Source organism: Luteimonas sp. A537 (assembly GCF_054052065.1).
The window spans coordinates 527221-553052 of record NZ_JBSVRH010000002.1 but is presented as its reverse complement, the minus strand read 5'-3'; the positions used below and the strand labels follow the sequence as shown (position 1 = coordinate 553052).

At 70.5% G+C, this 25832-nt stretch carries 26 protein-coding genes, 1 tRNA gene and 1 other RNA gene; 19 read left to right on the top strand and 9 right to left on the bottom strand.

Features of this window, described 5'->3' with window-relative positions; translation table 11 throughout:
- The first annotated feature begins 6 nt into the window (after positions 1-6).
- Both ACW7GZ_RS06490 and ACW7GZ_RS06485 read left to right on the top strand, forming a co-directional pair.
- Entirely contained in the window at positions 7-765 is a 759-nt protein-coding gene (locus ACW7GZ_RS06490; RefSeq protein WP_457003104.1) for a 3-deoxy-D-manno-octulosonic acid kinase, read from the top strand.
- Positions 766-767: 2 nt separating this feature from the next.
- Positions 768-1526, top strand: coding sequence for an MBL fold metallo-hydrolase (locus tag ACW7GZ_RS06485; protein WP_457003105.1), 759 nt, complete (start codon positions 768-770; stop codon positions 1524-1526).
- Positions 1527-1535: 9 nt separating this feature from the next.
- Here ACW7GZ_RS06485 and ffs read toward each other — a convergent pair.
- Together ffs and ACW7GZ_RS06475 are read right to left on the bottom strand one after the other, a co-directional pair.
- An RNA gene (gene ffs, locus ACW7GZ_RS06480) (signal recognition particle sRNA small type) lies at positions 1536-1632 on the bottom strand.
- 52 nt (positions 1633-1684) lie between these two features.
- Positions 1685-1777: transfer RNA gene (locus tag ACW7GZ_RS06475), tRNA-Ser, on the bottom strand.
- 425 nt (positions 1778-2202) lie between these two features.
- Here ACW7GZ_RS06475 and dnaX point away from each other — a divergent pair.
- The 4 genes from dnaX to ACW7GZ_RS06455 are packed head-to-tail and all read left to right on the top strand — an operon-like array spanning position 2203 to position 5475.
- The gene (gene dnaX / locus ACW7GZ_RS06470; protein ID WP_457008449.1) at positions 2203-4185 is read left to right on the top strand and encodes a DNA polymerase III subunit gamma/tau; all 1983 of its coding nucleotides are present in this window, start codon (positions 2203-2205) and stop codon (positions 4183-4185) included.
- Position 4186: 1 nt separating this feature from the next.
- Positions 4187-4507, top strand: coding sequence for a YbaB/EbfC family nucleoid-associated protein (locus ACW7GZ_RS06465; protein WP_343256127.1), 321 nt, complete (start codon positions 4187-4189; stop codon positions 4505-4507).
- Between the two features lie 19 nt (positions 4508-4526).
- Positions 4527-5123 carry a recombination mediator RecR gene (recR, locus tag ACW7GZ_RS06460; RefSeq protein WP_457003109.1) on the top strand — a complete coding sequence of 199 codons (597 nt, stop codon included), beginning with the start codon at positions 4527-4529 and terminating at the stop codon, positions 5121-5123.
- A gap of 7 nt (positions 5124-5130) precedes the next feature.
- On the top strand, positions 5131-5475 hold the full coding sequence (locus tag ACW7GZ_RS06455) for a histidine triad nucleotide-binding protein (RefSeq protein ID WP_457003111.1): 345 nt from the start codon (positions 5131-5133) through the stop codon (positions 5473-5475).
- Between the two features lie 212 nt (positions 5476-5687).
- Here ACW7GZ_RS06455 and ACW7GZ_RS06450 read toward each other — a convergent pair whose 3' ends face one another.
- From ACW7GZ_RS06450 to ACW7GZ_RS06435, 4 genes are read right to left on the bottom strand one after another with little or no spacing between them, the layout of a single operon-like run.
- Positions 5688-6170: a Slp family lipoprotein gene (locus tag ACW7GZ_RS06450; RefSeq protein WP_457008447.1), complete on the bottom strand. Its 483-nt coding sequence runs from the start codon at positions 6168-6170 to the stop codon at positions 5688-5690.
- A 33-nt stretch (positions 6171-6203) separates the two neighbouring features.
- Positions 6204-8153 carry a transglutaminase TgpA family protein gene (locus ACW7GZ_RS06445; RefSeq protein WP_457003115.1) on the bottom strand — a complete coding sequence of 650 codons (1950 nt, stop codon included), beginning with the start codon at positions 8151-8153 and terminating at the stop codon, positions 6204-6206.
- Positions 8146-9108 (bottom strand): DUF58 domain-containing protein, encoded by a 963-nt coding sequence (locus tag ACW7GZ_RS06440; protein WP_457003958.1) that lies wholly within the window; start codon positions 9106-9108, stop codon positions 8146-8148. The genes ACW7GZ_RS06445 and ACW7GZ_RS06440 overlap by 8 nt, the downstream gene beginning before the upstream one ends.
- A gap of 17 nt (positions 9109-9125) precedes the next feature.
- Positions 9126-10079: an AAA family ATPase gene (locus tag ACW7GZ_RS06435; protein WP_457003116.1), complete on the bottom strand. Its 954-nt coding sequence runs from the start codon at positions 10077-10079 to the stop codon at positions 9126-9128.
- Positions 10080-10126: 47 nt separating this feature from the next.
- Between ACW7GZ_RS06435 and ACW7GZ_RS06430 the strand changes: the two genes are divergently transcribed.
- Positions 10127-11974, top strand: a complete 1848-nt coding sequence (locus tag ACW7GZ_RS06430) for a glycosyltransferase family 39 protein (RefSeq protein ID WP_457003118.1) — start codon at positions 10127-10129, stop codon at positions 11972-11974.
- A 3-nt stretch (positions 11975-11977) separates the two neighbouring features.
- On the opposite strand, the gene ACW7GZ_RS06425 is transcribed toward ACW7GZ_RS06430, so the two are convergent.
- Both ACW7GZ_RS06425 and ACW7GZ_RS06420 read right to left on the bottom strand, forming a co-directional pair.
- On the bottom strand, positions 11978-12559 hold the full coding sequence (locus ACW7GZ_RS06425; protein ID WP_457003120.1) for a Maf family protein: 582 nt from the start codon (positions 12557-12559) through the stop codon (positions 11978-11980).
- Entirely contained in the window at positions 12556-12924 is a 369-nt protein-coding gene (locus ACW7GZ_RS06420; RefSeq protein ID WP_457003122.1) for a hypothetical protein, read from the bottom strand. The genes ACW7GZ_RS06425 and ACW7GZ_RS06420 overlap by 4 nt, the downstream gene beginning before the upstream one ends.
- 143 nt (positions 12925-13067) lie before the next feature.
- Between ACW7GZ_RS06420 and ACW7GZ_RS06415 the strand changes: the two genes are divergently transcribed.
- From ACW7GZ_RS06415 to ACW7GZ_RS06360, 12 genes are all read left to right on the top strand, one after another.
- Positions 13068-13592, top strand: coding sequence for a YceD family protein (locus tag ACW7GZ_RS06415; RefSeq protein WP_457003123.1), 525 nt, complete (start codon positions 13068-13070; stop codon positions 13590-13592).
- Positions 13593-13667: 75 nt separating this feature from the next.
- Positions 13668-13862, top strand: a complete 195-nt coding sequence (gene rpmF, locus ACW7GZ_RS06410) for a 50S ribosomal protein L32 (RefSeq protein ID WP_343255971.1) — start codon at positions 13668-13670, stop codon at positions 13860-13862.
- A gap of 115 nt (positions 13863-13977) precedes the next feature.
- Complete coding sequence (locus ACW7GZ_RS06405) at positions 13978-14970, top strand: beta-ketoacyl-ACP synthase III (protein WP_457003126.1); 993 nt, start codon at positions 13978-13980, stop codon at positions 14968-14970.
- Between the two features lie 337 nt (positions 14971-15307).
- Complete coding sequence (fabD, locus tag ACW7GZ_RS06400) at positions 15308-16252, top strand: ACP S-malonyltransferase (RefSeq protein ID WP_457008445.1); 945 nt, start codon at positions 15308-15310, stop codon at positions 16250-16252.
- 173 nt (positions 16253-16425) lie between these two features.
- Positions 16426-17169 carry a 3-oxoacyl-ACP reductase FabG gene (gene fabG / locus ACW7GZ_RS06395; protein WP_457003130.1) on the top strand — a complete coding sequence of 248 codons (744 nt, stop codon included), beginning with the start codon at positions 16426-16428 and terminating at the stop codon, positions 17167-17169.
- Positions 17170-17281: 112 nt separating this feature from the next.
- A complete protein-coding gene (gene acpP / locus ACW7GZ_RS06390) occupies positions 17282-17521 on the top strand; it encodes an acyl carrier protein (protein WP_343255975.1) in 240 nt (79 codons plus the stop codon).
- A 113-nt stretch (positions 17522-17634) separates the two neighbouring features.
- Entirely contained in the window at positions 17635-18873 is a 1239-nt protein-coding gene (gene fabF / locus ACW7GZ_RS06385; RefSeq protein ID WP_457003132.1) for a beta-ketoacyl-ACP synthase II, read from the top strand.
- A 34-nt stretch (positions 18874-18907) separates the two neighbouring features.
- Entirely contained in the window at positions 18908-20365 is a 1458-nt protein-coding gene (locus tag ACW7GZ_RS06380) for a chorismate-binding protein (protein WP_457003134.1), read from the top strand.
- A gap of 75 nt (positions 20366-20440) precedes the next feature.
- A complete protein-coding gene (mltG, locus tag ACW7GZ_RS06375) occupies positions 20441-21487 on the top strand; it encodes an endolytic transglycosylase MltG (RefSeq protein ID WP_457003136.1) in 1047 nt (348 codons plus the stop codon).
- Positions 21484-22140, top strand: a complete 657-nt coding sequence (gene tmk / locus ACW7GZ_RS06370) for a dTMP kinase (protein WP_457008443.1) — start codon at positions 21484-21486, stop codon at positions 22138-22140. The genes mltG and tmk overlap by 4 nt, the downstream gene beginning before the upstream one ends.
- The gene (locus ACW7GZ_RS06365) at positions 22137-23180 is read left to right on the top strand and encodes a DNA polymerase III subunit delta' (protein WP_457003139.1); all 1044 of its coding nucleotides are present in this window, start codon (positions 22137-22139) and stop codon (positions 23178-23180) included. The genes tmk and ACW7GZ_RS06365 overlap by 4 nt, the downstream gene beginning before the upstream one ends.
- Positions 23177-23536, top strand: a complete 360-nt coding sequence (locus ACW7GZ_RS06360) for a PilZ domain-containing protein (RefSeq protein WP_457003141.1) — start codon at positions 23177-23179, stop codon at positions 23534-23536. The genes ACW7GZ_RS06365 and ACW7GZ_RS06360 overlap by 4 nt, the downstream gene beginning before the upstream one ends.
- 85 nt (positions 23537-23621) lie before the next feature.
- Here ACW7GZ_RS06360 and ACW7GZ_RS06355 read toward each other — a convergent pair whose 3' ends face one another.
- Entirely contained in the window at positions 23622-25676 is a 2055-nt protein-coding gene (locus tag ACW7GZ_RS06355) for a 3-hydroxyacyl-CoA dehydrogenase NAD-binding domain-containing protein (RefSeq protein ID WP_457008441.1), read from the bottom strand.
- Positions 25677-25832 lie beyond the last annotated feature (156 nt).

Sequence of the window (25832 nt, the reverse complement as noted above, 5' to 3'; positions counted from 1 at the left end):
GGAAGGATGGCAATTTTCGACGCCGCAGAGAGCCTGACGCCGTTCCGCGCCGGACCCGAGGGCGGGTTCGGCTCGATTCTGTTCGACCAGACGCAGTTGCGGCAAGCGGATCCGCGCTGGTTCGATCCCGAGGCCTGGGGGCCGCGTGCCATCGCGGTGTCGGGCAGCGGCCGCGGCGGAGCCTGGTTCATCGAGGACACCAGCAACGGACCCTGCGTGCTGCGCCACTACCTGCGCGGCGGACTCGTTGCCGGCTTCAACCGTGATCGCCACCTGTGGCGCGGCGTCGACCGCGTCCGCAGCTTCGCCGAGTTCCGGCTGCTGCGCGAACTGCGCAAGCGCGGCCTGCCGGTGCCGGAGCCGATCGCGGCTTCGTACGTGCGCAACGGCGCCACCTATCGCGCGGCGATCCTGATGCAGCGCCTGCTGGACGTGCGTTCGCTGGCGGACTGGGCGGGCGGCGATCCGGCAACGACGCCCTGGGAGGAGACCGGTCGCCTGCTGGCGCGCTTCCACCGCGAAGGCTTCGACCACGCCGACCTCAACGCCCACAACATCCTCTATGACGCCACCGGCCAGGGCTGGCTCATCGACCTGGACCGCGGCCGCATGCACATCCCGGCGACCGGCTGGCGCATGGGCAACCTGGCGCGGCTGGAGCGCTCGCTGATCAAGCTCCGCGGCGCGCGCAGCGAGGCCGAGGTCCGCGAGGACTTCGCGCGCCTGCGCCGCAGCTACGACAAGCGCTGGGAACGGGGCACCTGAGCATGGCCTGGACACTGAGGTTCCAGGGCGTGGGCAGCGCTTCGGCGGTGGCCCTGGGCTCGCCGATGGCGACCATCGAACGCGATGGCGCGCCGTGGCTCGCCATCGACTGCGGCGCCGAAGGCCTGACCAGCTACCTTGCGCACTACGGGGCACCGCCGCCGGCGCTGTTCGTCACCCACGTGCACCTGGATCATGTCGCCGGCTTCGAGCGCCTGTTCGTGGCCAATTATTTCGATCCCGCGCGCCGTGGGCGCACGCCGCTGTACGTGCCGGTGGACGTGCTTCCGCTGCTGCACCGGCGCGTCGCCGACTACCCCAACGCGCTGGCCGAAGGTGGTGCCAACTTCTGGGACGCGTTCAGGGTGGTCCCGGTGGGCGATGCCTTCTGGCACGACGGCGTGCGCCTGGAAGTATTCGAATCCCGCCACCACTGGCCGCGCACCGCCTTCGGACTGCGCCTGCGTGGCAGCCTGGTATGGAGCGGCGACACGCGGCCGATCCCCGGGGTGCTGGCCGCGGTCGCCAGCGCCGGCGAACTCATCGCCCATGACTGCGGTCTGCTCGGCAATCCCTCGCACAGCGGCATCGACGACCTGGAGCGCGAGTACGCACCCGGGCTCCTGGAGCGTTGCGTGCTTTATCACTACGCAAGCGAGGCCGACGGTGATGCCATCCGCGCTCGCGGCCATCGCGTGGCGCGCCCTGGCGAGGCGATCGCGCTGGCCGATCCGGTGCCGCATCCGGCGTTGGCGCCCTGAATGGAGGCGGCCCCGCCAACTTGCCTCGGCACCCGCGTCGATCAATACCGTTGCTGCCTTCCGGCCCTGGCGGAGTTTTCGATCTAGCGTCGCGAGGGGCCGACGGGGCCACCATGGAAACCTGCGAACGCGGCCGATGCGCGGCGCGCGCTTGGAACTGGCGGAGAGAGGGGGATTCGAACCCCCGAAGCGCGGTTTAGACGCTTACACACTTTCCAGGCGTGCTCCTTCAACCACTCGGACACCTCTCCGCACCTGCCCTTGCGTCTTGCCTGCCTTGGCGCGGCCGCACGGGACCCGCAATTCTAGCCTTCCTCGGGTTGTGACGACAAGGAACATCGGCGGGTTGGTGGAGTTCGGGATCGGCGTGGCAGGGACGTGGCATGGCCCGCCGTACGGCGGGTTGGTGGGTACTCCGTGGGTGTCCCGCTGCGCGGGCCTTTATGCCCACTGCGCACCCCCCAACCCGCCTCGCAGCGCCTTCCCGCGGCCCGGAAAGATCAAAAGCGCGACGCCCCTGCCTTTCCCACCACCCCGCCGCGCCGGTGGCAGCGGAGGGTGGGCAGGTACTCCGCCGGCAATAAGGAGCAGCTCCACCGCGACGCCGGCGGAGTACCTGCCCATCCTCCGCCTCCTCGACCATCGACCGCCTCCGCTCGCATGGCAGAATGGCGCCATGTCCTACCTCGTCCTCGCCCGCAAGTGGCGCCCGAAGCGTTTCGCCGAACTCGTGGGCCAGGAGCACGTGGTCCGCGCCCTGGTCAACGCGCTCGATTCCGGCCGCGTCCACCACGCCTTCCTGTTCACCGGTACCCGGGGCGTGGGCAAGACCACGATTGCGCGCATCTTCGCCAAGAGCCTCAACTGCGAGCGTGGCGCCTCCAGCGACCCCTGCGGCGAGTGCGAGACCTGCCAGGCGATCGACGCCGGCCGCTACATCGACCTGCTGGAGATCGACGCCGCGTCGAACACCGGCGTCGACAACATCCGCGACCTGATCGAAAACGCGCAGTACATGCCCTCGCGCGGGCGCTACAAGGTGTACCTGATCGACGAGGTGCACATGCTCTCCAAGCCGGCGTTCAACGCGCTCTTGAAGACGCTCGAGGAGCCGCCGGAGCACGTCAAGTTCCTGTTCGCGACCACCGATCCGCAGAAGCTGCTGGTGACGGTGCTGTCGCGCTGCCTGCAGTTCAACCTCAAGCGCCTGGACGAGGAGCAGATCGGCGGGCAGATCACGAAGATCCTTGCCGCCGAAGGCATCGGCGCCGAGCCCGGCGCGGTGCGCCAGATGGCGAAGGCGGCCGATGGCAGCCTGCGAGACGGCCTGTCGCTGCTCGACCAGGCCATCGCCTACTGCGGCGCCGGCGAAGGCGTTGCGCTGACCGACCAGGCCGTGGCGACCATGCTCGGTTCGGTCGACCGCACCCAGGTGGCAGGGCTGCTCGCGTCGCTTGCCGACGATGATGGTGCGGCGCTGATGGCAACGATCGAGGTGTTGGCCGGCTTCTCGCCCGACTGGGCGGGCGTGCTCGACGCGATGGCCGAGGCCCTGCATCGCATCCAGGTCAGGCAGCTGGTGCCGGGGAGCGTGGGCGAGGCCGACGGTGTCGACCTCGGCGCGCTGGCCTCGACGCTGCGCCCGGAGCTGGTGCAGCTCTGGTACCAGATGGCGGTCGGTGGCCGCCGCGACATCAACCTCGCGCCGAGTGCGCGCGTGGGCTTTGAAATGAGCCTGCTGCGCATGCTGGCGTTCCGGCCCGGCGAAGGCGGCGCAGCCTCTGGCGGTGGCGCGGGTGGCCAGGCCGCGGCGCCAGGCACCGGGCGCTCGGCCGCGGCTGCGGCGCGCGCGGCGCTGCAGGGGGCTGCCGCGGTGCCGGCCGTCAGTGCCGCCAGGGCGACACCGGAAGTGGCGCCGGTGGCACCCGCAGCGGCACCGACATCGGCACCGACATCCGCATCGACGCCTGCATCGACCACGCCGACCCTCGCTCCGGCTCCGGCTCCGGCTCCGGCTCTGGCTCCGGCTCCGGCTCCGGCTCCGGCTCCGGCTCCGGCTCCGGCTCCGCGGCCGGCTAAGGCGCCGGTGCCTGTTGACGCACCGCCGTGGCCCGAAGCGCCGCCCGTGCGCGCCGCATCGTCGGCTCGGCCTTCGACGTCGCCATCGGTGGCTCCGTCCGTGGCGCCAGCCGCCGCTCCGACAGTGCTGCCTCCGGCCACTCCGGCGGCTGCGCCACGTACAAGCGCGTCGCCGGCCGCGATCGACGCTGCGTCCTGGCCCGACTTCGTCGCCGGCCTCGGACTTCGCGGCCCGGCGCGCGAACTTGCGGCCAGCTCCGCCTTCGTGGCCGTGGGCGACGGCGTGCTGCGCCTGTCGCTGCCCGAGGCCGACGACCACCTTCGCGCGCCGCTCCTGGTGCAGCAGCTCGCCAATGCCTTGGCTCCCACCTGGGGCGCTGCGCCGCAGATCCGCTTCGAGTCCGGCGCTGCCACCACCGGCGAAACCCTGCACGCGCGCAACGAACGCGCGCGCGACGAGCGCCAGGGCGCCGCGGAATCGACCTTCCTCAATGATCCGGACGTGCAGCGCCTGATGGAGCGCCAGGGCGCACGCGTGGTCCCGGACTCCATCCGTCCCATACAAGAACAGGAGCACTGACATGCGCGGGAACATCGCACAGCTGATGCAGCAGGCACAGAAGATGCAGGAGAACCTGCAGAAGGCGCAGGCCGAACTGGCCAACATCGAAGTCACCGGCAGCGCCGGTGGCGGCATGGTCACGGTCACGCTGACCGGCCGCAAGGAGTGCCGGAAGGTGCGCATCGATCCCAGCGTGCTGGCCGATCCGGAGATGGCCGAGGACCTGGTGGCCGCCGCGTTCAACGACGCCAGCAACAAGGTGGACAGCGAATCGCAGGCGAAGATGGGTGCCGCCACCGCCGGCATGCCGCTGCCCCCCGGCATGCAGATGCCGTTCTGAACCGGCACGCCGCCACATCGTGAGCGTGCCCCTGCTCGAGCAGCTGGTCGAGGCCTTCCGCGTGTTGCCCGGCGTGGGCCAGAAGACCGCGCAGCGCATGGCCTACCACGTGCTTGAACGCGGGCGCGACGGTGGCAAGCGCTTGGCCGAAGTATTGGGCGAAGCGGTGGAGAAGATCGGCCACTGCGAGCGCTGCCGCGACTTCAGCGAGACGCCGCTGTGCGCGACTTGCGCCAGCGCGTCGCGCGATGCCCAGCTGCTGTGCGCGGTGGAATCGCCCGCCGACCGCCTGGCGATCGAACAGGCGACGGGTTATCGCGGCCTGTACTTCGTGCTCCAGGGCCGGCTGAGTCCGCTCGACGGAATTGGCCCGCGCGAACTCGGCCTGCACGTGCTTGGTGAACGCCTGGCCGAAGGCGAGGTGCAGGAGCTGATCATCGCCACCAACCCCACCGTCGAGGGCGAGGCCACCGCGCACTACCTGGCGCAGCTCGCGCGCAAGCACGGTGTGCGCCCCAGCCGCCCCGCGCACGGCCTGCCGCTGGGCGGCGAACTCGAGTACGTCGACCGCGGCACGCTGTCCCACGCCTTCGGCAGCCGCGGCGAGATGGCCTAGGAGCCCCATGACCATTTTCCACAAGATCATCAAGCGCGAGATTCCCGCCGACATCGTCTACGAAGACGAACACCTCATCGCCTTCCGCGACATCGCGCCGCAGGCGCCGGTGCACGTGCTGTTCGTGCCCAAGGTCGACGTCGCCACGCTCAACGACCTGCAGGCCGACCAGGCCGCGGTCGTAGGCCGGCTGGCGCTGGCCGCGGCGGCGTATGCCAAGCAGGAGGGGTTCGACGGGGACGGCTATCGCATCGTCATGAACTGCAACGAAGACGGCGGGCAGACCGTGTTCCAGATCCACCTGCACCTGCTGGCCGGCGCGCCCCTCGGCCGTTTCGGTACGCCCGAATAGGGTTCTTCTCCCGATTGCCGGGGTTCGGTTGATTGCTCCGGGAGGAGGCGCGCTGCCCGCCGTGGATGCAGGGGGATGCCCAGCCGGATTATGCGCGTCCTGCTCCCAGATCCGGCCGCCGGCCATCCATGGCCGGCTCTGGGCATCCCCCCTGGATCCACGGCGTGGCCGTACCTCTCTCCCTCAGTCGGGATAGAAGCCCCGAATAAGCCCTACCAGTAACCCCACCACGGCCACGGCGCAGGACGCGTGACCAGGTTGCGCGGCCGCTCGGGCCAGAGGTAGACCACGTTGGCATCCACCAGCGGGAAGCGGTAGCTGTAACCGCCGATGTCGCGGCTCTCGTGCCCGGCCAAGCGCCCGGTGAACGTCACCTCGCGGTTGCGTTCGAACACCGCCGGGTCGTAGAAGCCGGAGCGGCAGGCGATGAAGCGGCCGCCGGTGTCGTCGTCGGCCCAGTACGGACGGCCGTAGTGGTCAAGGCGGGTCGAGACCATTTCAAAGCAGGTGCTGTCGGCGCGCGGCTCGACCTGGACGATGCGTCCGCCCCAACGCACCAGGCTGCCGCTGGCGTCGGATTCGGCCGCCACCCGCGGCGTGAGCGGGGCGTACTCGCCCTGCAGCGGCTTGGGCTGCGAGGCACATGCGGCCAGCAGCGCCGCGGAAGCCAGTGCGAGAAGGATGTGGTTGCGCATGGATGTCTCCGGAATGTCGGCGTGCGCCGGGCGTCAGGGGCGGTGCGCGCGCAGGTCGCGCAACAGGGCGCGGTGCTCGCCCTCCTGCCCGGGAGCGTAGCGCCAATTGTCGAAACGCGTGCCGAGGGTGAGGAGTGCGGCGGACTGCGGGCGGGTCGCCACCACGCGCGCCGCCCAGGCATTCGCGGTCTCATGCCGGTGCCGTCCCAGGCCCATCCGCGCGTAGCGCGCGGCCAGTCGGTGCCAGGCGCGCAGGACCGGGTCGCGTTCGCGTTCGCCGCGCGCCACCAGCCAGAGCATCGCCGCCAGCGCCAGCCCCGCCATCAGCGCGAACAGCAGCGCCAGCTGGCCGCCGCCAAGGTCGCGTCCGCCAAACGCGTGCAGGATGCGCTGCTGGCGATCGGCGTCGAAGCCGAGCACCAGGTCGTTCCAGCCGCGCCGCATCCAGTCGCCCACGCCCAGCATCGGGCCCAGCGCCTGCAGGCCGCCGGGGCTGCGCGAGGCGCGGTCGGCGATGGTGTCGTAGATGCGTTCGGGCGCGACGGCCGCGGTCGGGTCGACGCGCACCCAGCCGCGCCCGGGCAGCCAGGCTTCGACCCAGGCGTGGGCATCGGAGTTGCGCACGATCCAGTAGCCGCCCACGGGATTGCGGTAGCCGCCGACATAGCCGGTCACCACCCGCGCCGGGATGCCGGACGCGCGCATCAGCACCACGAAGGCCTGGCTGAAGTGCTCGCAGAAGCCCTCCTTCTGCTCGAAGAGGAATTCATCGACGGCATGGCGGCCGGGCAGGGGCGTGCCCAGGGTGTAGCCGAACTCGGCGCGGATCCATGACAACGCACGGTCGACGATGGCCGCGTCGGCGGCGGCGCCTTCGCCGGCATCCAGGCGCCACTGCCGGGCCAGGGCAAGCGTGCGCGGATTGAAGCCCTCGGGCAGCCGCAGCGCGGCGCTGCGCAGGAGTTGCCGGAGCTCGGGTTCGAACGTGGTGGGCGCGGCCGATGTCATCCGCCAGCGCGTCACCGAGGTCAGCGGCCGGCGCGTGGTCAGCGTGTGGTCGTACGCGCGCTGCGCGCCGTCGGGCGTCGCCACCGGAAGCTCCAGCGCGACCAGCATCCGGCGCTCCGTGGGCTCGACGTCGACCTGGTAGCTGTAGCGCGTCGCGCCGTGCTCGATGGCGGCCGGAGGCAGCGCGCTGAACCAGCGCGAGGCCGTCCACTCGCGGCCGTCGTAGTTCCACAGCACCGGGCCGCGCCAGTACATCTCCGAGGTCGGCGGCGTGGCGCCGTCGAAGGTGACGCGCAGCGCGGGGCTGTCGTCGACCAGCATGTCGATCCACTCGCCGGGCGACATGCTGTCCGACAGCCCGGTGCGGGTGATCGCACGCTCCGGCACGCCCCACAGCGGCGTGGCCATGCGCGGGAACAGCCAGAAGGCGGCCAGCGCCAGCGGCAGGCCGATGGCGACCATCGCGCCGACACGTCGCAGGCGTTCGCGCGGCGGCATGCCGGCGTCATCCCCGCTCTCGAACTCGGCCAGGCGCAGCATGGACGCAAGCGCCAGCAGCGCGGCGCCGAGCCCGAGCAACAGGCTCAGCGGCCCCTGGTCGAGGAGGAAGGTCGCGAACGGCGCGAACAGGGCGAAGCCGAGCAGGCTGCGCGCATCGCGCAGGGTCACCAGCTCCATCGGCTTGAGCGCGAGCATGGCGGCCAGAAGTGCGCAGCCGGTATCGCGGCCGAAGTGGAAGCCGGAGTTGGCAAGCACAAGGGCGACCAGCGCCACCGACAGCACCAGGCGCAGCACGGCAGGCAGCCGGCGGCGCCAGGACAGCGCGCCGACCGCGGCGGCGACCGCGGCCAGTCCGGCGGCGAGCGGCCCCGGCAGCTGCAGCAGCAGCGGCAGCAGGCACGCGCCTGCCGCGGCCAGGGTCCAGGCCCGCGCCTGCGGATCCAGCGTCGGACTGCGGCGGCGCGCCTCAGCCACGGCGGCCACCGGATTCCACGGCCAACGCGGGCATCAGTGCCAGTGCGCGCAGGCAGGCATGCCGGTGCACGGCGCCGCGGCCCGGACCGATCGCCTGCTGCGGCAGCTGCAGCCGGTAGCGACGGCCTTCGCGTTCGGCCTGGTCCACCCAGCGTGCCAGGCGGTGGATGCGGTCCTCGTACGCAAGCGGCACCAGCGACCAGTCCAGCACCACGTCCGCGCCTTGCGCCTGCTCGTACTCGCGCACCAGCAGCGAGCCGCGTCGCGCCGAGGGCTTCCAGGCGATCGCCCGCCGCGAATCGCCGCGGCGGTAGGCACGCAGGTGGTGCACGTCGTCACCCGACGGATGCAGCCGCGCCTGCGGCGCATCACCGGCACCGTGCGGCAGCGGCGGCCCGTCGGCTTCCGGGCGCGGATAGACCAGCAGCGGTTCGGCTGGCCAGGCATGGCCCCAGGCGCGGGCGATGCCGAGCGGCCGCGTCGTCGATATCGTGATGCGCTCCGGATGCAGCCAGCCCCGGCGCTGCGTGGGCAGCACCAGGCGCGCCTCGCCGGCGCCGTCGACCAGCGAGCTGGTGGCTTCGACGTCGCCCACGCGCAGGCGCAGGCCGCGCCGCGGGCGTGCTGTGTCGGCACGCAGGTGCACGCGCAGCGTGATCGGCGCGCCGGCCGGCACGGGCTCGGCATCGACCGCGACCACGCGCAGCCCGGACAGCTGCAGGTGCGCTGCAAACAGGCTGGCATTGCCGGCGCCGGCCAGCAGCAGGGCCAGCAGCAGGGCCGGGTTGTTGTTGTAGTTCAGGGCCCCGAGCAGCATCACCGCCAGCAGCGTGGCGAAGAAGGCGCCGAAGGCGGTCGGCAGGACGTAGATGCGGCGGCGGTTGAAGATGACCGGCAAGGGTTCGGGCCGCCGCGGCCGCGCGAGCGATCCAAGGCGTGCGCGCAGGCTGGCCAGGCGCCCGCCCGCCACGCTCAGTCGACCGCGACGGCGTGCAGGATCGCCTGCGCCAGCGCGGCCTCGTCGCCGGCGTCGGCGTCGGCCACCAGTCGATGCGCGGCCACAGCGGCGAACAGTGCCTGGATGTCGTCGGGCAGGACGTGTCCACGCCCGAGCAGCAGCGCGTGCGCGCGTGCCGCACGCAGCAGGGCGATGCCGGCGCGCGGCGACAGCCCCACGCGGACCCCGGCGTGGTGGCGGCTGCGTTCAAGCAGCGCCTGAACGTAGCGGACCAGGGCGTCACTGGCGTGCACCGAAAGCACCGCCTCGCGCAGGCGCAGCACATCATCGCCGCCGAGCATCGGCATGGCCTGGGCAATCAGGTGGCGCCGGTCGCTGCCGGCCAGCAGCGCGCGCTCGGCCTCGGCGTCCGGGTAGCCCAACTGCAGGCGGAGCAGGAAGCGGTCCAGCTGCGAGTCCGGCAGGGGATAGGTGCCGGCGAGGTCGACCGGGTTCTGGGTGGCGATCACGAAGAACGGGTCGGGCAGCAGGTGCGTGCTGCCGTCGACGGTGACCTGGTGCTCGGCCATGGCTTCGAGCAGGGCGCTCTGCGTACGCGGTGGCGCGCGGTTGATCTCATCGGCCAGCAGCACGTGCGCGAACACCGGCCCGGGATGGAAGGTGAAGCTCGCGGCCTGCGCGTCGTACACCGACACGCCGACGATGTCCGAGGGCAGCAGGTCGGAGGTGAACTGCACCCGCTGGAAGCCGAGGCCCAGCGTTGCCGCCAGCGCATGCGCCAGCGTGGTCTTGCCGAGGCCGGGCAGGTCCTCGATCAACAGGTGGCCATCGGAGAGCAGGGCGGTGAAGGCGAAGCGGACTGCCTGCGCCTTGCCCAGTACCAGTGAGTTCACCTGCGCTTCGGCATGATGCAGGGACTTGCGCAGGGCGTCGGGTAGCATGTCCTGTTTTGCGGACTGGGCAGTCATGCCGGGCTCCGTAAGAGTCCACCGAAGTGTAACGAGGTCGCTGCCGGATGCGGGAAAAGATCGACGCACGTGCGACCTTCGTCGCCCTCTGGTGTGCGCTGCTGCTGCTCAAGGCGGTGGTGGCTGCACGCCTGCCGCTGTTCGTGGACGAGGCTTTCTATTGGCAGGAGAGCCGGCACCTGGCGTGGGCCTACTCGGACCTGCCGGGGCTGACCGCGTGGCTGATCCGCATCGGGACCGCGGTGTTCGGCGAAGGCACGCTGGCGCTGCGCATGCCATTCCTGCTGCTGGCATCGCTGGTGCCCTGGCTGGTGGTGCGGATCACCGCGCGAGAGTTCGGTGAGAGGCAGGGTTGGGTGGCCGGTATCGCCGCGCTGCTGCTTCCACTGTCGGGCACCCTGGGCCTGATGGCGCTGCCGGACGCGGCGATGGTCGTGGCCACGCTGCTGTGCCTGGATGCAGGCACGCGCCTGCTGCGCGAGGTCGGGTACGGCGCCGCGCTGCAGCTGGCCGTCGGCCTGGCGATCGGAGCGCTGAGCCACTACCGCTTCGCGGCGGTGATCGGCGTCGGCGTGATGGCGCTGTTTGCACTGCCGCAGGGCCGCCAGGCGCTGCGCGACCCGCGCCTGTGGATCGCGATTGCCTTCGGCGCGGCGGCCTGGACACCGCTCCTGGCCTGGAACTTCGAGAACGCCGAGGCCGGCCTGCGTTTCCAGCTGGTCGATCGCCACCCGTGGGCCTGGCATCCGGAAGGCACCTGGTTCATCGCCATCCAGACGCTGTTGGCAACGCCGCTGCTGTTCGCGGCGCTGCTGTGGGCGGGCTGGCGCGGCGCACGCGCGCCCAGCGAGCCCGTGCGCTTCATCGCGCTGTCGGGCGGCCTGGTCGTGCTCGGCTTCTTCGTGCTCGGCTTTTTCGCCGATACCGAGCGGGTGAGCTTCCACTGGCCGCTGCCTGGCCTGGTGGCGCTGCTGCCGCTGCTGCCGGCGCTGCTCGTGCGATGGCCGCGCTGGTTGCGCGTGCTGACATGGGCCACCGCGGGCGTAGGCCTGGCCGCGGTGCTGGGCTACCACGCACTGGTCTCGGTGCCGGAGCTGCGCGCGCGGACCGCTTCGCTGAAATGGTATCCGTCCAACTTCGCCGGATGGGACGTGCTTGCCGATGCCGTGCGCGAGCTGCGCGAAGACATGCCGGAAGGCACGCGGCTCGTGGCGGACAACTTCAAGATCGGCGCCGAACTCGGCTTTGCGCTCGGCGATGCTTCGATCGAGGTGCTGGAGCATCCGGCCAACCGCCAGCATGGGCGCGCGCCGCAGCTGCGCCTGTGGGGCCTGGAGGCGGCCGGCGCGACCGACCCCGGCGGGCCCGTACTGCTGGTGATCGCGGCCAGCGAGGTCGAATACAAGCACCTGCTGCTGCGCTACCACGCACTGTGCGGGCGCTTCGGCGCGTTGCCGCCGCCACGCGTGCTCAACGTCGACCACGGGCGCACGCGCTTCCTGCTGTTTGCGATCGAAGAGCGCGCCGCGGACGCGGCCTGCACGCTTCCAGCCATGGCCTGGATCGACACGCCCGCCGCCAATGCGCGGGTCGGCACTGCGTTCGATGTCGGCGGCTGGGCGTTCAAGGATGGCGTCGGCATCGAGCGGGTCGAGGTACTGCTCGACGGCACCCTGGTGGCGGAGGCCGATTACGGCATCGAGAGTCCGGGCGTGGCGACGTATTGGGGCATCTCGACCGATGCCGGCCACCCCGAAGTCGGCTTCTCCGCCCGCGTCGAGCTGCCGGCCGGCAGCGCCGGCGAGCATTGGCTGGGCCTGCGGCTCCATGGCCGGGACGGCAGCGTCGAGGACTGGTCGGAGCAGCGCATCATCGTGGATGCGGCCGCGCGCTGAACCTCAGGGCAGGACCAGGCCCGACTCGCGCAGCAGGCGCACGGTGTCCAGCAGCGACAGGCCGACCAGAGCCGTCGGGTCGCGGGTTTCGATGGCTTCGAACAGGGTGATGCCCAGGCCTTCGGACTTGAAGCTGCCGGCGCAGTCGAAGGGCTGCTCGCAGTCGACGTAGCGCTCGATCTCGCCGCGGCCAAGCTGGCGGAACCGCACCAGCGTGGTGTCGAGCGCTGTGGCCATCGTGCCGCTGCCGACGACTGCCACGGCGGTGCGGAAGGCTACTGCGCGTCCCGACATCGCCTGCAGCTGCGCGATCGCCGCCTCGCGGCTGCCGGGCTTGCCCAGGGCAACGCCGTCGAAGTCCGCGACCTGGTCCGAACCGATCACGCGCGCGCCGGGATGCAGCGTGGCCACGGCCCGGGCCTTGGCTTCGGCCAGGCGCAGGGCCAGTGCGGACGGGGTCTCGCCCGCAAGTGGCGCTTCGTCGACTTCGGGGCGGGCGGTGTCGAACGGCAGCCGCAGCCTGGCAAGCAGCTCGCGGCGGTAGGGCGAGGTCGAGGCCAGCACCAGATTGGCGTCGCTGCTCACGGCTGCGGCGCCCTGGCGCGCTCGATGTGCAGGAGCTGCTGGTCGATGCGCGCACGCGCGTCGTCGATCGAGGTGCGGACGGCATCGAGCTGGCTGGGCGAAGCCGCGGAACCATGCTGCTGCAGCCACAGGCGCTGGCGCAGCATTTCCTGCAGAGCCGCGCGCACCGGATCGTCGCCTTCGCCCGCCACGGCCTCGATTTCACCGCGTGCGGTGCGCAACCTCGTCTCCAGGGCATCGGCGGCATCCAGGACTCCGGCCATCGCCCGCCGGTGCCGGCCCTGGCCGGCGCGACGGCGCAGCAACAGCCCGGCCACCAGGGCGACCAGCGCCAGGAACGCGCTCCACAGCAGTGTTGGCGTCAAGTCGGGGACCTCGCGTGCGGGGCCGCAGTCTGCCGGGGAACCGGAGCCGGTGGCAAACTGTCGCCGCGCGGGCCGCGGCATGGAATTCCCGGGCGGGGCCGGGTTTGACACGGGCGGGTCCGAGGCCTAACATTTTGCGGCTTATGTCCGTAGACGTGCCCGAGGTAGTGGACGCTTGGCGCATGGTTGCGGCCCGGCGGGAGTTCGTGGGCCGCCTGCCGCTGTCCGCGCTCCCGCGCCTGCGCGAGGCGCTGGCAGACGACGAGGGCGAGGTGGCGTACACCGTCTCCTTCGACCGCGACTCGCTGCAGGTGCCCTATGTCGAGCTGGGTATCGAAGCACGCCTGCCGCTGCTGTGCCAACGCACGCTGCAGCGCTTCGTGTTCCCGGTGTCGCTGGTGCAGCGGCTGGGGCTGCTGCGATCGGGGGATGATGAAGGCGAGGCCGCCGAAGCCGCGCTGCCACCAGGGTATGAAGCCCTGGTCGTGGCCGACGACGGCGCCATCCGCCCCATCGACCTCGTCGAGGATGAGCTGATCCTGGCGGTGCCGGTGGTACCGGTGTCGCCCGGGTCGGAAAGCGTCGAACGCGACTGGCCGGTCGCCGCCGACGAAGAGGCGCAGATCAACCCGTTTGCGGCGTTGTCGGCGCTGAAGAAAAAAGATTGATCAAGCTGATCCGATCGACCCTGGTCCGATCAGCCCTGGTTCCTGATTGACTATTCCTGCTGCTGGAGCACTCCCATGGCTGTACAGAAATCCCGTGTTTCCCCCTCGCGCCGCGGCATGCGCCGCGCCCATGACGCGCTGAGCGCCAAGCAGCTGGCGACCGACCCGGTGTCGGGCGAGACCCACCTGCGCCACCACATGACCGCCGACGGCTTCTACCGCGGCCGCCAGGTGATCGTGCCCAAGACCCGCGTGGCCGAAGAAGACTGATCCTCAGCGCGCCCGCTTCCATCGCGGGCGATGCCCTGGCCGTGGCGCCCCCGTGCGCCACGCAGCCGTCGGCGCCATGCGTGGCGCCCAGCAACACGCGAGGTCCGTCTTCGTAATGAGTGAGTCCGCCGCACCGCGCACGTACGCGCGCATTGCAGGGACCGGCAGCTACCTGCCGGCCAAGGTCCTGACCAACGACGACCTCGCGAAGTTCGTCGACACCTCGGACGAATGGATCGCGGCGCGCACCGGCATCCGCCAGCGCCACATCGCCGCCGAGGGCGAGACCACGGGTGACCTGGCTTTCCATGCCGCAGTGCGCGCGCTGGAAGCAGCGGGCATCGAGGCCTCCGAGGTCGAGCTGATCATCGTCGGCACGACCACGCCCGACCTGATCTTCCCGTCCACCGCCTGCCTGGTGCAGGCGCGCCTGGGCGTGGCCGGCTGCCCGGCGTTCGACGTCAACGCCGCCTGTTCGGGCTTCATCTTCGCGCTCAGCGTGGCCGAGAAATTCATCATTTCGGGCTCGGTCAAGACCGCGCTGGTGATCGGCTCGGAAACCTTGACCCGCATGGTCGACTGGGGCGACCGCACCACCAGCGTGCTGTTCGGCGACGGTGCCGGCGCGGTGGTGCTCAAGGCCGATACCGAGACCGGCATCCTCAGCACCCATCTGCACGCCGACGGCGCCAAGAAGGAACTGCTGTGGAACCCGGTCGGGGTCTCGGTCGGGTTCAAGGAAAACGAGAAGAACGCCGGCGTGCGCATCCAGATGGCCGGCAGCGATGTCTTCAAGCACGCCGTCAAGGCGCTCGACAGCATCGTCGAGGAGACGCTCGAGGCCAACGGCATCGACCGCAGCGAGATCGACTGGCTGATCCCGCACCAGGCGAACCTGCGCATCATCGAAGCCACGGCCAAGCGCCTCGACCTGCCGATGGACCGCGTGATCGTTACCGTCGACAAGCACGGCAACACCTCGTCGGGCTCGGTGCCGCTGGCGCTCGACGAAGCGGTGCGCTCGGGCAAGGTCGAACGCGGCCAGCTGCTGCTGCTCGAAGCCTTCGGCGGCGGCTTCACCTGGGGCTCGGCGCTGCTGCGCTACTGAGCAACTGCACGCTGCATGGCGAAAGGGCCGCGGGAAACCGCGGCCCTTTTGCGTTTCCCGGGGATTCTGGAAGAGCTTTTTTGCCACGGATACACGCGGATAAAGCGAGAGCATCGAGTGGCCGCGCTGCACTCCTGATTTTGCTCTATCCGTGTAAATCCGCGTAAATCCGTGGCAGAAAGCTTTTGTTCGACCTTTCCCGGCTGCGTTGAGGGTCATCGGGGAGCGGGCAGGATGGGTCGCTGTCGCTCGGCGGCCAAGCTCAATACGGGCGGGTACAGACGGAGCGGGTGGTTCGGGCTTATCATCGCCCGGCTTTTTTGATCTGGACCATCACTTGACCGCTTCGCAGCTCGCATTCGTTTTCCCAGGCCAGGGCTCGCAGTCGTCGGGCATGCTTGCCGACCTCGCCGCGCGCGGAGAGGTGGTGCGAAATACCTTCGCCGAAGCGTCCGAAGGTGCAGGGGTCGATCTCTGGGCGCTGTCGCAGGATGTCGACGACGCGCAGCTCAACAGCACCGAGTTCACCCAGCCGGCGCTGCTGGCGGCGGGCGTGGCCGTGTGGCGCGCCTGGCAGGCCGCGGGCGGGCCGGCGCCGTCGCTGCTGGCCGGCCACAGCCTGGGCGAGTATTCGGCGCTGGTCGCGGCCGGTGCGCTGCCGCTGGCGGATGCCGCACGCCTGGTGCGCCTGCGCGGCCAGCTGATGCAGGCCGCGTCCCCGGCCGGTACGGGCGCCATGGCCGCCGTCATCGGCGCCGAGGACGCCCTCGTTCGTGAGACCTGCACCGAGGCGTCGGGTGACGAGGTAGTGGTGCCCGCCAATTTCAATTCGCCGGGCCAGGTGGTGATCGGCGGCCATGCGGCTGCGGTCGACCGTGCGCTGGAACTGCTTGCCGCCAAGGGCGTGCGCAAGACGGTGAAGCTCGCCGTCAGCGTGCCCTCGCACACGCCGCTGATGCGCGAGGCCGCCAACCGCCTGTCCGAGGCGATGGCAGGGCTGGCGTGGAGCGAGCCTTCGCTGCCGGTGGTGCAGAACGTCGACGCCGAAGTCCACGACGGCGTGCAGGCCATCCGCGACGCCCTGGTGCGCCAGCTCTACCTCCCCGTGCAGTGGACCGGTTGCGTGCAGGCCCTCGCCACCCGTGGCGCCACCCGCATCGGCGAATGCGGCCCCGGCAAGGTCCTCACCGGCCTGGCCCGCCGCATCGACAAGTCCCTCGAAGCCCGCGCCCTTGGTACCGTCGCAGACTTCGACGCCGCCGTGGCGGAATGGAAAAGCTGATTCTTGCCACGGATTTACGCGGATAAGGGCGGATCTACGCGGATAGGGCAAGTGCAGATGAAAAGGCACAAGCGAGGTTCCGCTGCGGCCCATTCCTGTTTTATTCGTGTAAATCCGTGAACAATCCGCGTAAATCCGCGGCAAAAGCTCTTACTGATACAGGCAGAAGCAGAATGACCCAGGAACTGAAAGGCGAGATCGTGCTGGTGACCGGCGCAAGCCGTGGCATCGGGGCGGCGATCGCGGACGAACTGGCTGCGCGTGGCGCGACGGTCGTCGGCACCGCCACCAGCGAGGGCGGGGCGAAGGCGATCGGTGAGCGGCTCGCCGCGCAGGGCGGCCATGGCCGCGTGCTTGACGTCACCACGCCTGGTGCGATCGAGGCCCTGGTCGATTCGATCGCGAAGGACATCGGCCCGATCTCGATCCTGGTCAACAACGCCGGCATCACCCGCGACAACCTGCTGATGCGCATGAAAGATGAAGACTGGCAGGCTGTCATCGACACCAACCTGAGCAGCGTCTTCCGCAGCTCGAAGGCAGTGATGCGAGGCATGATGAAGGCGCGCAAGGGCCGCATCGTCAACATTGCTTCGGTGATCGGCGTGATGGGCAACGCCGGCCAGGCCAACTACGCCGCCGCCAAGGCCGGCATCATCGCCTTCTCGAAGTCGCTGGCGAAGGAGATCGGCAGCCGCGGGGTGACCGTGAACGTGGTCGCCCCGGGCTTCATCAGCACCGACATGACCCGCGACCTGCCCGAGGACGCCAAGGCCGCGATGGCGGCGCAGATCGCACTGGGCCGCCTCGGCGAGCCCGCCGACATCGCCCGCGCCGTCGCCTTCCTGGCCGGCCCGGACGCCGGCTACATCACCGGCGAAACCCTGCACGTCAACGGCGGCATGTACATGCCGTGACGGAAGCGGCCGCCAGGTCCCTGAACGGAAAGGGGCCGAACCGGCCGGTACCACCTCCACCCGAATCCCTTACACTACCCACCGCAACAGCCTCCACCGGAGCCGGATACCTATGAGCAGCATCGAAGAGCGCGTCAAGAAGATCGTCGTCGAACAACTGGGCGTCAAGGAAGACGAGGTCAGCGCCAGCGCCTCCTTCGTCGACGACCTGGGTGCGGATTCCCTCGACACCGTCGAGCTGGTGATGGCGCTCGAAGAAGAGTTCGAGTGCGAGATCCCCGACGAAGAAGCCGAAAAGATCACTTCGGTGCAGCAGGCGATCGACTACGTCAAGACGCACGTCAAGGCCTGACTCGCCAGGCGGCGCAGCGCGCCGCACCGAGTAAAAAACCCGGGGCCGCTCATGCGGCCTCGGGCGTTTCCGGCGCGCCGCGCGGCGGCGTGCACAACCGTCCAGGAGTCCACATGTCCAAGCGTCGCGTCGTCATCTCCGGCCTCGGCATCCTGTCGCCGCTTGGCAATGACCTGGCCTCGTCATGGCAGGGCATCGTGGACGGCCGTTCGGGCATCGGCCCGATCACCAATTTCGACGCCTCGGCCTTCGCCACCCGCATCTCGGGTGAGGTGAAGGGCTTCGATCCCACGCTGTGGATCGCGCCGAAGGACGTCAAGAAGATGGACCCCTTCGTCCACTACGGCGTGGCAGCGGCGATGATGGCCCTGGCCGACGCCGGCCTGGACGTCGCGGCGGATGATCCCGAGCGCATCGGCGTCGCCATCGGCGCCGGCATCGGTGGCCTGAAGGGCATCGAGGAAACCACGGTCAAGTTCCACGAGGGCGGCCCGCGCAAGATCTCGCCGTTCTACGTGCCCAGCACGATCATCAACATGATCGCCGGCCAGGTGTCGATGATGACCGGCGCCAAGGGCCCGAACATCGCCGCGGTCACCGCCTGCACCACGGCCACCCACAACATCGGCCTGGCGATGCGCATGATCCAGTACGGCGACGCCGACGCGATGATCGCCGGTGGCGCCGAGTTCGCCACCACGCCGACCTCGCTCGGCGGGTTCTGCGCGATGAAGGCACTGTCGACCCGCAACGACGACCCGCAGCGCGCCTCGCGTCCCTGGGACGAGGGCCGCGACGGCTTCGTCATGGGCGATGGCGCCGGCGTGCTGGTAATCGAGGAGTACGAGCGCGCGAAGGCGCGTGGCGCGCGCATCTACGCCGAGCTCGCCGGCTTCGGCATGAGCGGCGACGCGTACCACATGACCGCGCCCAGCGAGAACGGCGAGGGCGGCGCGCGCTGCATGGTGGCCGCGATCCGCGACGCCGGCATCGACCCGTCCGCGGTCGGCTACATCAACGCCCACGGCACCTCCACCCCGGCCGGCGACCTGGCTGAAACCATGGGCATCAAGAGCGTGCTCGGCGAGCATGCGCGCAAGGTCATGGTCAGCTCGACCAAGTCGATGACCGGCCACCTGCTGGGCGCGGCCGGTGGCGTCGAAGCGGTGTTTTCGGCGATGGCGCTGCACACCGGCGTGATCCCGCCGACCATCAACCTCGACAATCCTTCCGAAGGCTGCGACCTCGACTACGTGCCGCACACCGCGCGCGAGCAGCAGGTCGACGTGGCGATGTCGAACTCGTTCGGCTTCGGCGGCACCAACGGCAGCCTGGTCTTCCGCCGCATCTGAGCACGGTGCCGCCGCAGGGCGGCGGAACCCGCATATGACCCACGTCCGCGAGCTGGCGCCCGGCCTGGACCTGCTCGCGCTGCAGCAGCGTGCGTCCGCGCGCTATCCACTGCTGCTTGAATCGGTGGCCTCGGGCACTGCGCTCGGGCGCTGGGACATGCTGCTCATCGCTGACGGTGCACGCATCACGCTCGACCGCGACGGCATCACACGGCGCAGCGACTGCTTGCCTGCTGAGGGCGCGTCCGCGGGCGATGACTTCCTGCGTACCCTCGACGCCGACTGGGGCGCCTTGCGCCGGCCGCGCGCGCCTTCGCCGTGGCCCTTCCAGGGCGGTTGGGCGCTGCTGTTGGGCTATGAGCTTGGCGCGCAGGTGGAGCCGGTGCTGCGCCTGCCGCCCGCCCCGGGTGTGCTGCCCGTGGCCGTGGCCTGCCGCTGCCCGGCTGCGGTGCTGCGCGACCGCACCAGCGGCGAAACGGTGGTGCTGGCGGAAGAGGGCACCGAGGCGTTGTTGGAGCAGGTGCTGGCGGATATCGCAGCGATCCCTGTCGCGACATTTCCGGGTCCGGTATCGTCTGCTGCCTTCGTATCGACGGAGCCGATGGCGACATCACGGCCGTACGTGAAGCCAATGGCCGCCTCGATCGCCGCGCCGCACTGGCCGACGCTGCTCGATTGTCGCGAAGACCCGGACGGCGACTACCTCGCCGCCGTCGCCCGCGCGCTCGAGTACATCCGCGCCGGCGACGTGTTCCAGGTCAACCTGTCGCGGGCCTGGGAAGCGCGCTTCGATGCACCGGTCGCACCCGCCGCGCTGTACGAACGCCTGCGCCGCGCCAACCCGGCCCCGTTCGCCGGCCTGTTCGATCTCGGCGATGACGGCGCGGTGGTCAGCGCCTCGCCCGAACGCCTGGTCTCGGTGCGCGGCGACCTGGTCGAGACCCGGCCCATCGCCGGCACCCGGCCGCGCCTGCCCGGTGACGACGACATCGAGCGTATCCGCGAGATGGTCGGCCATGCCAAGGAGCGCGCCGAGCACGTGATGCTGGTCGACCTGGAGCGCAACGACCTCGGCCGCGTCAGCCGCGCCGGCAGCGTCGAGGTCGACGAGCTGATGGTGGTGGAAAGCTATGCGCACGTGCACCACATCGTGAGCAACGTGCGTGGCCGCCTGCGCGCCGATGCGACGCCGGGCGAGGTGCTGCGCGCGGTGTTCCCCGGCGGCACGATCACCGGCGCGCCGAAGGTGCGCTGCATGGAGATCATTGCCGGGCTGGAAGGCGTCGGCCGCGGCGCGTACACCGGCGCCATGGGCTGGCTCGACCGCAGCGGCGACATGGACCTCAACATCCTGATCCGCAGCGCCGAGGTCGGCGGCGACGTGCTGCGCTTCCGCACCGGCGCCGGGATCGTGGCCGATTCCGATCCCGCGCACGAACTCGACGAGACCCGCGCCAAGGCCCGCGGCATGCTGCAGGCCATCGGTGCCTGACCGGCGCCGCGGCGGGCACGGTATCCTTCGACGCATGCATCCCGACCACCATCGCCAGATCGGCGGGCGCGCGCCATGAAGGCGTTCAAGCGCATCGTCCTCGTCCTGTTCCTGCTCTCGGCCGTCGTCGCCGGCGCGGCCGGCTACCAGGCCTGGACCAGCTACCAGCGCTTCGCGACCGGGCCGCTGCCGGGCGTCGAGGCCGGCGACAACCTGATGGTCGAGCGCGGCGACACGCTGCGCAGGGTGGTCGCGCGCCTGCGCGGGCAGGGCATCGACGCCGGCCGCGACCTTGAGTGGCGCCTGCTGGCGCGCCAGCTCGGCACCGGCGGCCACATCCAGGTGGGCGAGTACGCGCTCGAGCCGGGCATCACCGCCACGCAGCTGCTGGCGCACATGCGCGACGGCAAGGTGGTGCACCACCGCTTCACCATCGTGGAGGGCTGGACCATCCGCGAGCTGCGCGCCGCGCTGGCCCGCGCCACGCCCCTGGTGCAGACCCTGCACGAGGTCGACGACGCCGCGCTGATGACGATGCTGGGCCGCGAGGGCGTGCATCCCGAAGGCCGCTTCCTGCCGGAAACCTATGCCTATGACCGCGGCGACAGCGACATCGACCTGCTGCGCCGCGCCGCCGCCGACCTCGATGCCGCGCTGGACGCCGCCTGGCAGGCGCGCGCCGACGACCTGCCGATCGACACCCCCGAGGAGGCGCTGGTGCTGGCCTCGATCGTGGAGAAGGAAACCGGCATCGCCGAAGAGCGGCCCATGATCGCCGGCGTGTTCACCCGCCGCCTTCGCATCGGCATGCGCATGCAGACCGACCCGACGGTGATCTACGGCATGGGCAGTGGCTACGACGGCAACATCCGCCGCCGCGATCTGCTCACCGACACGCCGTACAACACCTATACCCGCGACGGCCTGCCGCCGACGCCGATCGCCATGGTCGGCGCCGCCGCGCTGCGCGCGGCCACGCAGCCGGAGGAGACCGACGCGCTGTACTTCGTCGCCATCGGCGACGGCAGCGGCCGGCACGTATTCTCGCCCTCGCTCGAGGCGCACAACGCCGCCGTGCGCCAGTACGTGCGCCGCTACCGCGAACAGCACGGGCCGCGATGAGTCGGCTGTCGATGAGCGTGCTGCCCATGCATCCGCGCCTGGTGTCGCTGGAAGGCGGCGAGGGCGCCGGCAAGACCACGGTGCTGGCCGCGCTGCGCGAGGCGCTCGCGGCCGACGGTGGCGAAGTGGTGGTCACCCGCGAGCCCGGCGGCACGCCGCTGGCGGAGAAAATCCGCGAGTTGCTGCTGCATCCCGGCGACGAAGCGGTGGCGGCCGAAACCGAGCTGCTGCTGATGTTCGCCGCGCGCGCGCAGCACGTGCGCGCCATCGTGCAGCCAGCGCTCGAGCGCGGTGCCTGGGTGCTGTGCGACCGCTTCACCGATTCCAGCTACGCCTACCAGGGCGGCGGTCGTGGCCTGGACGCAGGCTTCATCGCCGGGCTCGAACGCCGCGTGGTCGGAATCCGCCCCGGACTGACGCTGCTGCTCGATATCGACGTGGCCCAGGGCCGTGCGCGCATCCGCAGCCGTGACCCGCAGCCCGATCGCATCGAACGCGAGCGCGATGCGTTCTTCGAGCGTGTGCGCGCGACCTTCCTCGCGCGCGCGGCGGCCGAGCCCGCGCGCTTCCGCGTGGTCGACGCGTCACGCCCGGTGGACGAGGTCGTGGCGGCGGCGCTGGCCGCGCTGCGCGCATCGCGGATTGGGCCATGAGTTTCGACGCCCCACTCGCGCCCTGGCAGCAGCGCGCGTACGACCATGCCGCCGCCGCGCTTGATGGCGGGCGCATGGGGCACGCGCTGCTGTTCACCGGACCGGCGATGCTGGGCAAGCGTGCGGTGGCCGAACGCCTCGCCGGGCGCGTCCTGTGCCAGGCCGGCGATGGCGCGGCGCGGCCCTGCGGCCAGTGCCGCCCCTGCGTGCTGTACCGCTCGCGCTCGCAGAAGGATCCGCTGGAGCAGCGTCCCGACGGCTCGCTGTCGCAGCCCTGGGGCCACCCCGGGCACCCTGATGCGATCTTCGTCGGCCACGCCTGGCGCCACACGCCGTCGCCGCCGCGGCAGATGGCGGTGATCCCGGTCGACCAGGTGCGCGAACTCTCCGCGCGCTTGGCCACCACGCCGCAGTACGGCAGCGCGAAGGTCGCGATCATCGATCCCGCCGACGACATGAACGATGCCGCCGCCAACGCCCTGCTCAAGACGCTGGAAGAGCCGGTGCCCGGGCGCTACCTGTGGCTCTTGAGCGCGAACCCCGCGCGCCTGCCGGCGACCATCCGCAGCCGCTGCCAGCGCCTCGAGTTCCGCCTGCCGCCGGCCGACGAGGCCGCGGTCTGGCTGCAGTCCCAGGGCCATGCGCCGGCGTCGGCCATCGAGGCGCTTGCCGCGGCGCGGGGCCATCCCGGGCTGGCCGACGCCTGGCTGCGTGACGGTGGCATGGCGCTGCGCCGCGAGGTTGCCACGGACCTGGCCAAGGTCGCATCCAACGCGGCTTCGCCGCTGGAGGTCGCCAAGGCCTGGACCACGGACGAACTGGCGATGCAGCGCCTGCTGCACGCCGCCGACCTGTCCCGCGACCACGCCGCCGGCTTGACCGACCCCGCCGGAATCCGGAAGCTGGCCGCCTGGTTCGACGCCGCGAATCGCACCCGCGAACTGCTGCGCAGCACGGTCCGCGCCGATCTCGCGGTGGTGGAACTGCTGCTCGCATGGCGCGACGCGGCGGGCGACAAGGCAAGGGGAGTCACGCGATGAGTGCAACCGGTGGCGGCGCGCGGCAGGGCATCCTGTCCCTGGCGGTCAAGGACAAGGCCCAGCTGTACGCGGCCTACATGCCGTATCTCAAGCACGGCGGCATCTTCGTGCCGACCACGCGCCGCTATTTCATCGGCGACGAAGTCTTCGTGCTGCTGACCCTGCCCGAATCCAGCGAGCGCCTGCCGGCTGCCGGCAAGGTGGTCTGGGTGACCCCGCCCGGCGCCCAGGGCAACCGCACCGCCGGCATCGGCGTGCAGTTCGCCGACACCACCGAGGGCGAGAACGTGAAGGGCAAGATCGAAACCCTGCTGGCGGGCAGCCTCACCGCCGAAAAGCCCACGCACACCATGTAGGAGCAGCCAGAGCTGCGACCGCCGGGTCTTGCCTGGGCGTGGGTCGCAGCTATAGCTGCTCCTACATGAGCGGTTGGGCTTTCTGTCAGCGCCTCAACGCCGGCGAATCCCAGCCCGGCCGCGGGGCGAACCGGTTGCCGTGCGTTGCCTGCAGCGCCTTGAGCCGCAGCAGCAGGGCATCCGCCCCCGATTCGCGCACGTACTGGATCGGGCCGCCGCGGAACGGCGCGAACCCGGTGCCGAAGATCACGCCCGCATCCAGCAGGTCGCCGTCGGCCACCACGCCTTCGTGCAGCGCCGCCACCGCTTCGTTGACCAGCGGCAGGATCAGGCGATCCTCGAGGTCCGCCGGCACCTTGTAATCCTTCGGCACGTCCGGCTTCTTCGCCTTGCCGTCCGCCCAGGTGTACAGGCCCTGGCCGTCCTTCTTGCCGCGCTTGCCCATCTCGGGCGGCGTCGCCAGCGATGCCGGGATCGGCAGGCCGAGGAAGGGCGCGAGCTCCGCGCCGACACCGGCGGCCACGTCCAGGCCCACGGTGTCGATCAGTTCAATCGGACCCATCGGCATGCCGAACTTCACCGCCGCCCTGTCGATCACCGCGCCCGGGATGCCTTCCGAATACGCGGTCGCGGCCTCGAGCATGTACGGGAACAGCAGGCGGTTGACCAGGAAGCCCGGCGTGCCGGCCACCGGTACCGGCAGCTTGTCGATCGCCTTGCAGAACGCGGCCAGGCGGCGCTCGGTGTCGGCGTCCATCGCGTCGTGGCGCACGATCTCCACCAGCGGCATCAGTGCCACCGGATTGAAGTAGTGCAGGCCGGCGAACTGCGCCGGGCGCGCGAGACCGGTGCGCAGTTCGTCCAGCGGGATCGAAGAGGTGTTGGTGGTGAGCAGGGCGTCGGCCTTGAGTTTCGGTTCCACGCCCGCGTACAGCGAACGCTTGGCCTCCGGCTGTTCGATGATCGCCTCGATCACCAGATCCGCGCCGGCCACGCCGTCGCCTGCCAGATCCGACTTCAGTCGCGCCGCAACCTCCGGCCGCTTCGCATCGACCTTGACCTTCCTCGCGAACAGCTCCTGCGCACGCGCCAGCGCCTTGTCGATATAGCCCTGCTCGCGATCCTGCAGCGTGACATCGAAGCCCTTCAGCGCCGCCCACGCCGCGATGTCGCCGCCCATCACCCCTGCGCCGATCACGTGCACGCGCTGGATGCCGCTGTCCTTTCCGCCCAGGGCCTTCAGCCGCTCCTGCAGGAAGAACACACGCGTCAGGTTGCGCGCGGTCGGCGTGCCCGCCAGTTTCACCACCGATTTGCGCTCAGCGGCCAAGCGGTTCTGGATGTCCCCGCCCGTGCGCCGCCAGGTCTCGATCAGCGCGTAAGGCGCGGGGTAGTGCTCCTTGCGGGCCTTGCGTGCGACCTGCTTGACCAGCATCGGCGCCATCACCTGGCGCACCGGCCCGAGGTTGGTCAGCCAGCCCGTGAAGCGCTGTTTGAAGGGGCGCATCACGCCCTTGAGCGCGAGCCCGGCGGCGGCGTCCACCAGCTGCGCCGGCTCCACCACCTCGTCGACCAGGCCGATGGTCTTCGCCGCCGACGCCGGCAGCGTGCGTCCGGTCAGCATCATGTCCATCGCAGCCGGCGTGCCCACCAGGCGGGGCAGGCGCACGCTGCCGCCCCAGCCGGGATAGATGCCGAGCTTCACTTCGGGCAGGCCGATGCGCGTGGAGGGATCGTTGCTGGCCACGCGGTAGCGGCAGGCCAGCGCGATCTCGGTGCCGCCGCCCATGCAGAAGCCGTGGATCGCGGCGACGGTGGGGCAGGGCAGTTCGGCCAGGCGCTGGAACGCCTGCTGGCCGCGGCGGATGGAATCGCCGATGGTGCCCTTGGCATCGAACTCGGCGAACTCGCGGATGTCGGCGCCGGCGATGAAGCCCTTCGCCTTCCCCGAACGCAGCACCAGTGCTTTTGGCGGATCGAGTGCCAGCCGCTCGAGCAGGGCGTCGAGCTCGACCAGGACGTCCTGGGCAAAGGTGTTTACCGACTCGCCTTGGCGGTCGAACGTGAGCAGGACAACGCCGTCTGCGCGCTGCTCCACCTGCCAGTGGCTGAAGCGCAGACCATCGAGGCCAGGAATCATGCGGAACCATCCGTGCGGGTACGGGGGAATTGCCTATGATCCAGAGTCTGTTTCACCGGCGTCAAATGGCCCGCTTCGGCGTATCGGGCTTGCACGCGGCTGAACGCGACCCCAGATGATCCTGCAGCAGGGAACTTTTGCCCTGCGTGAAGGTCA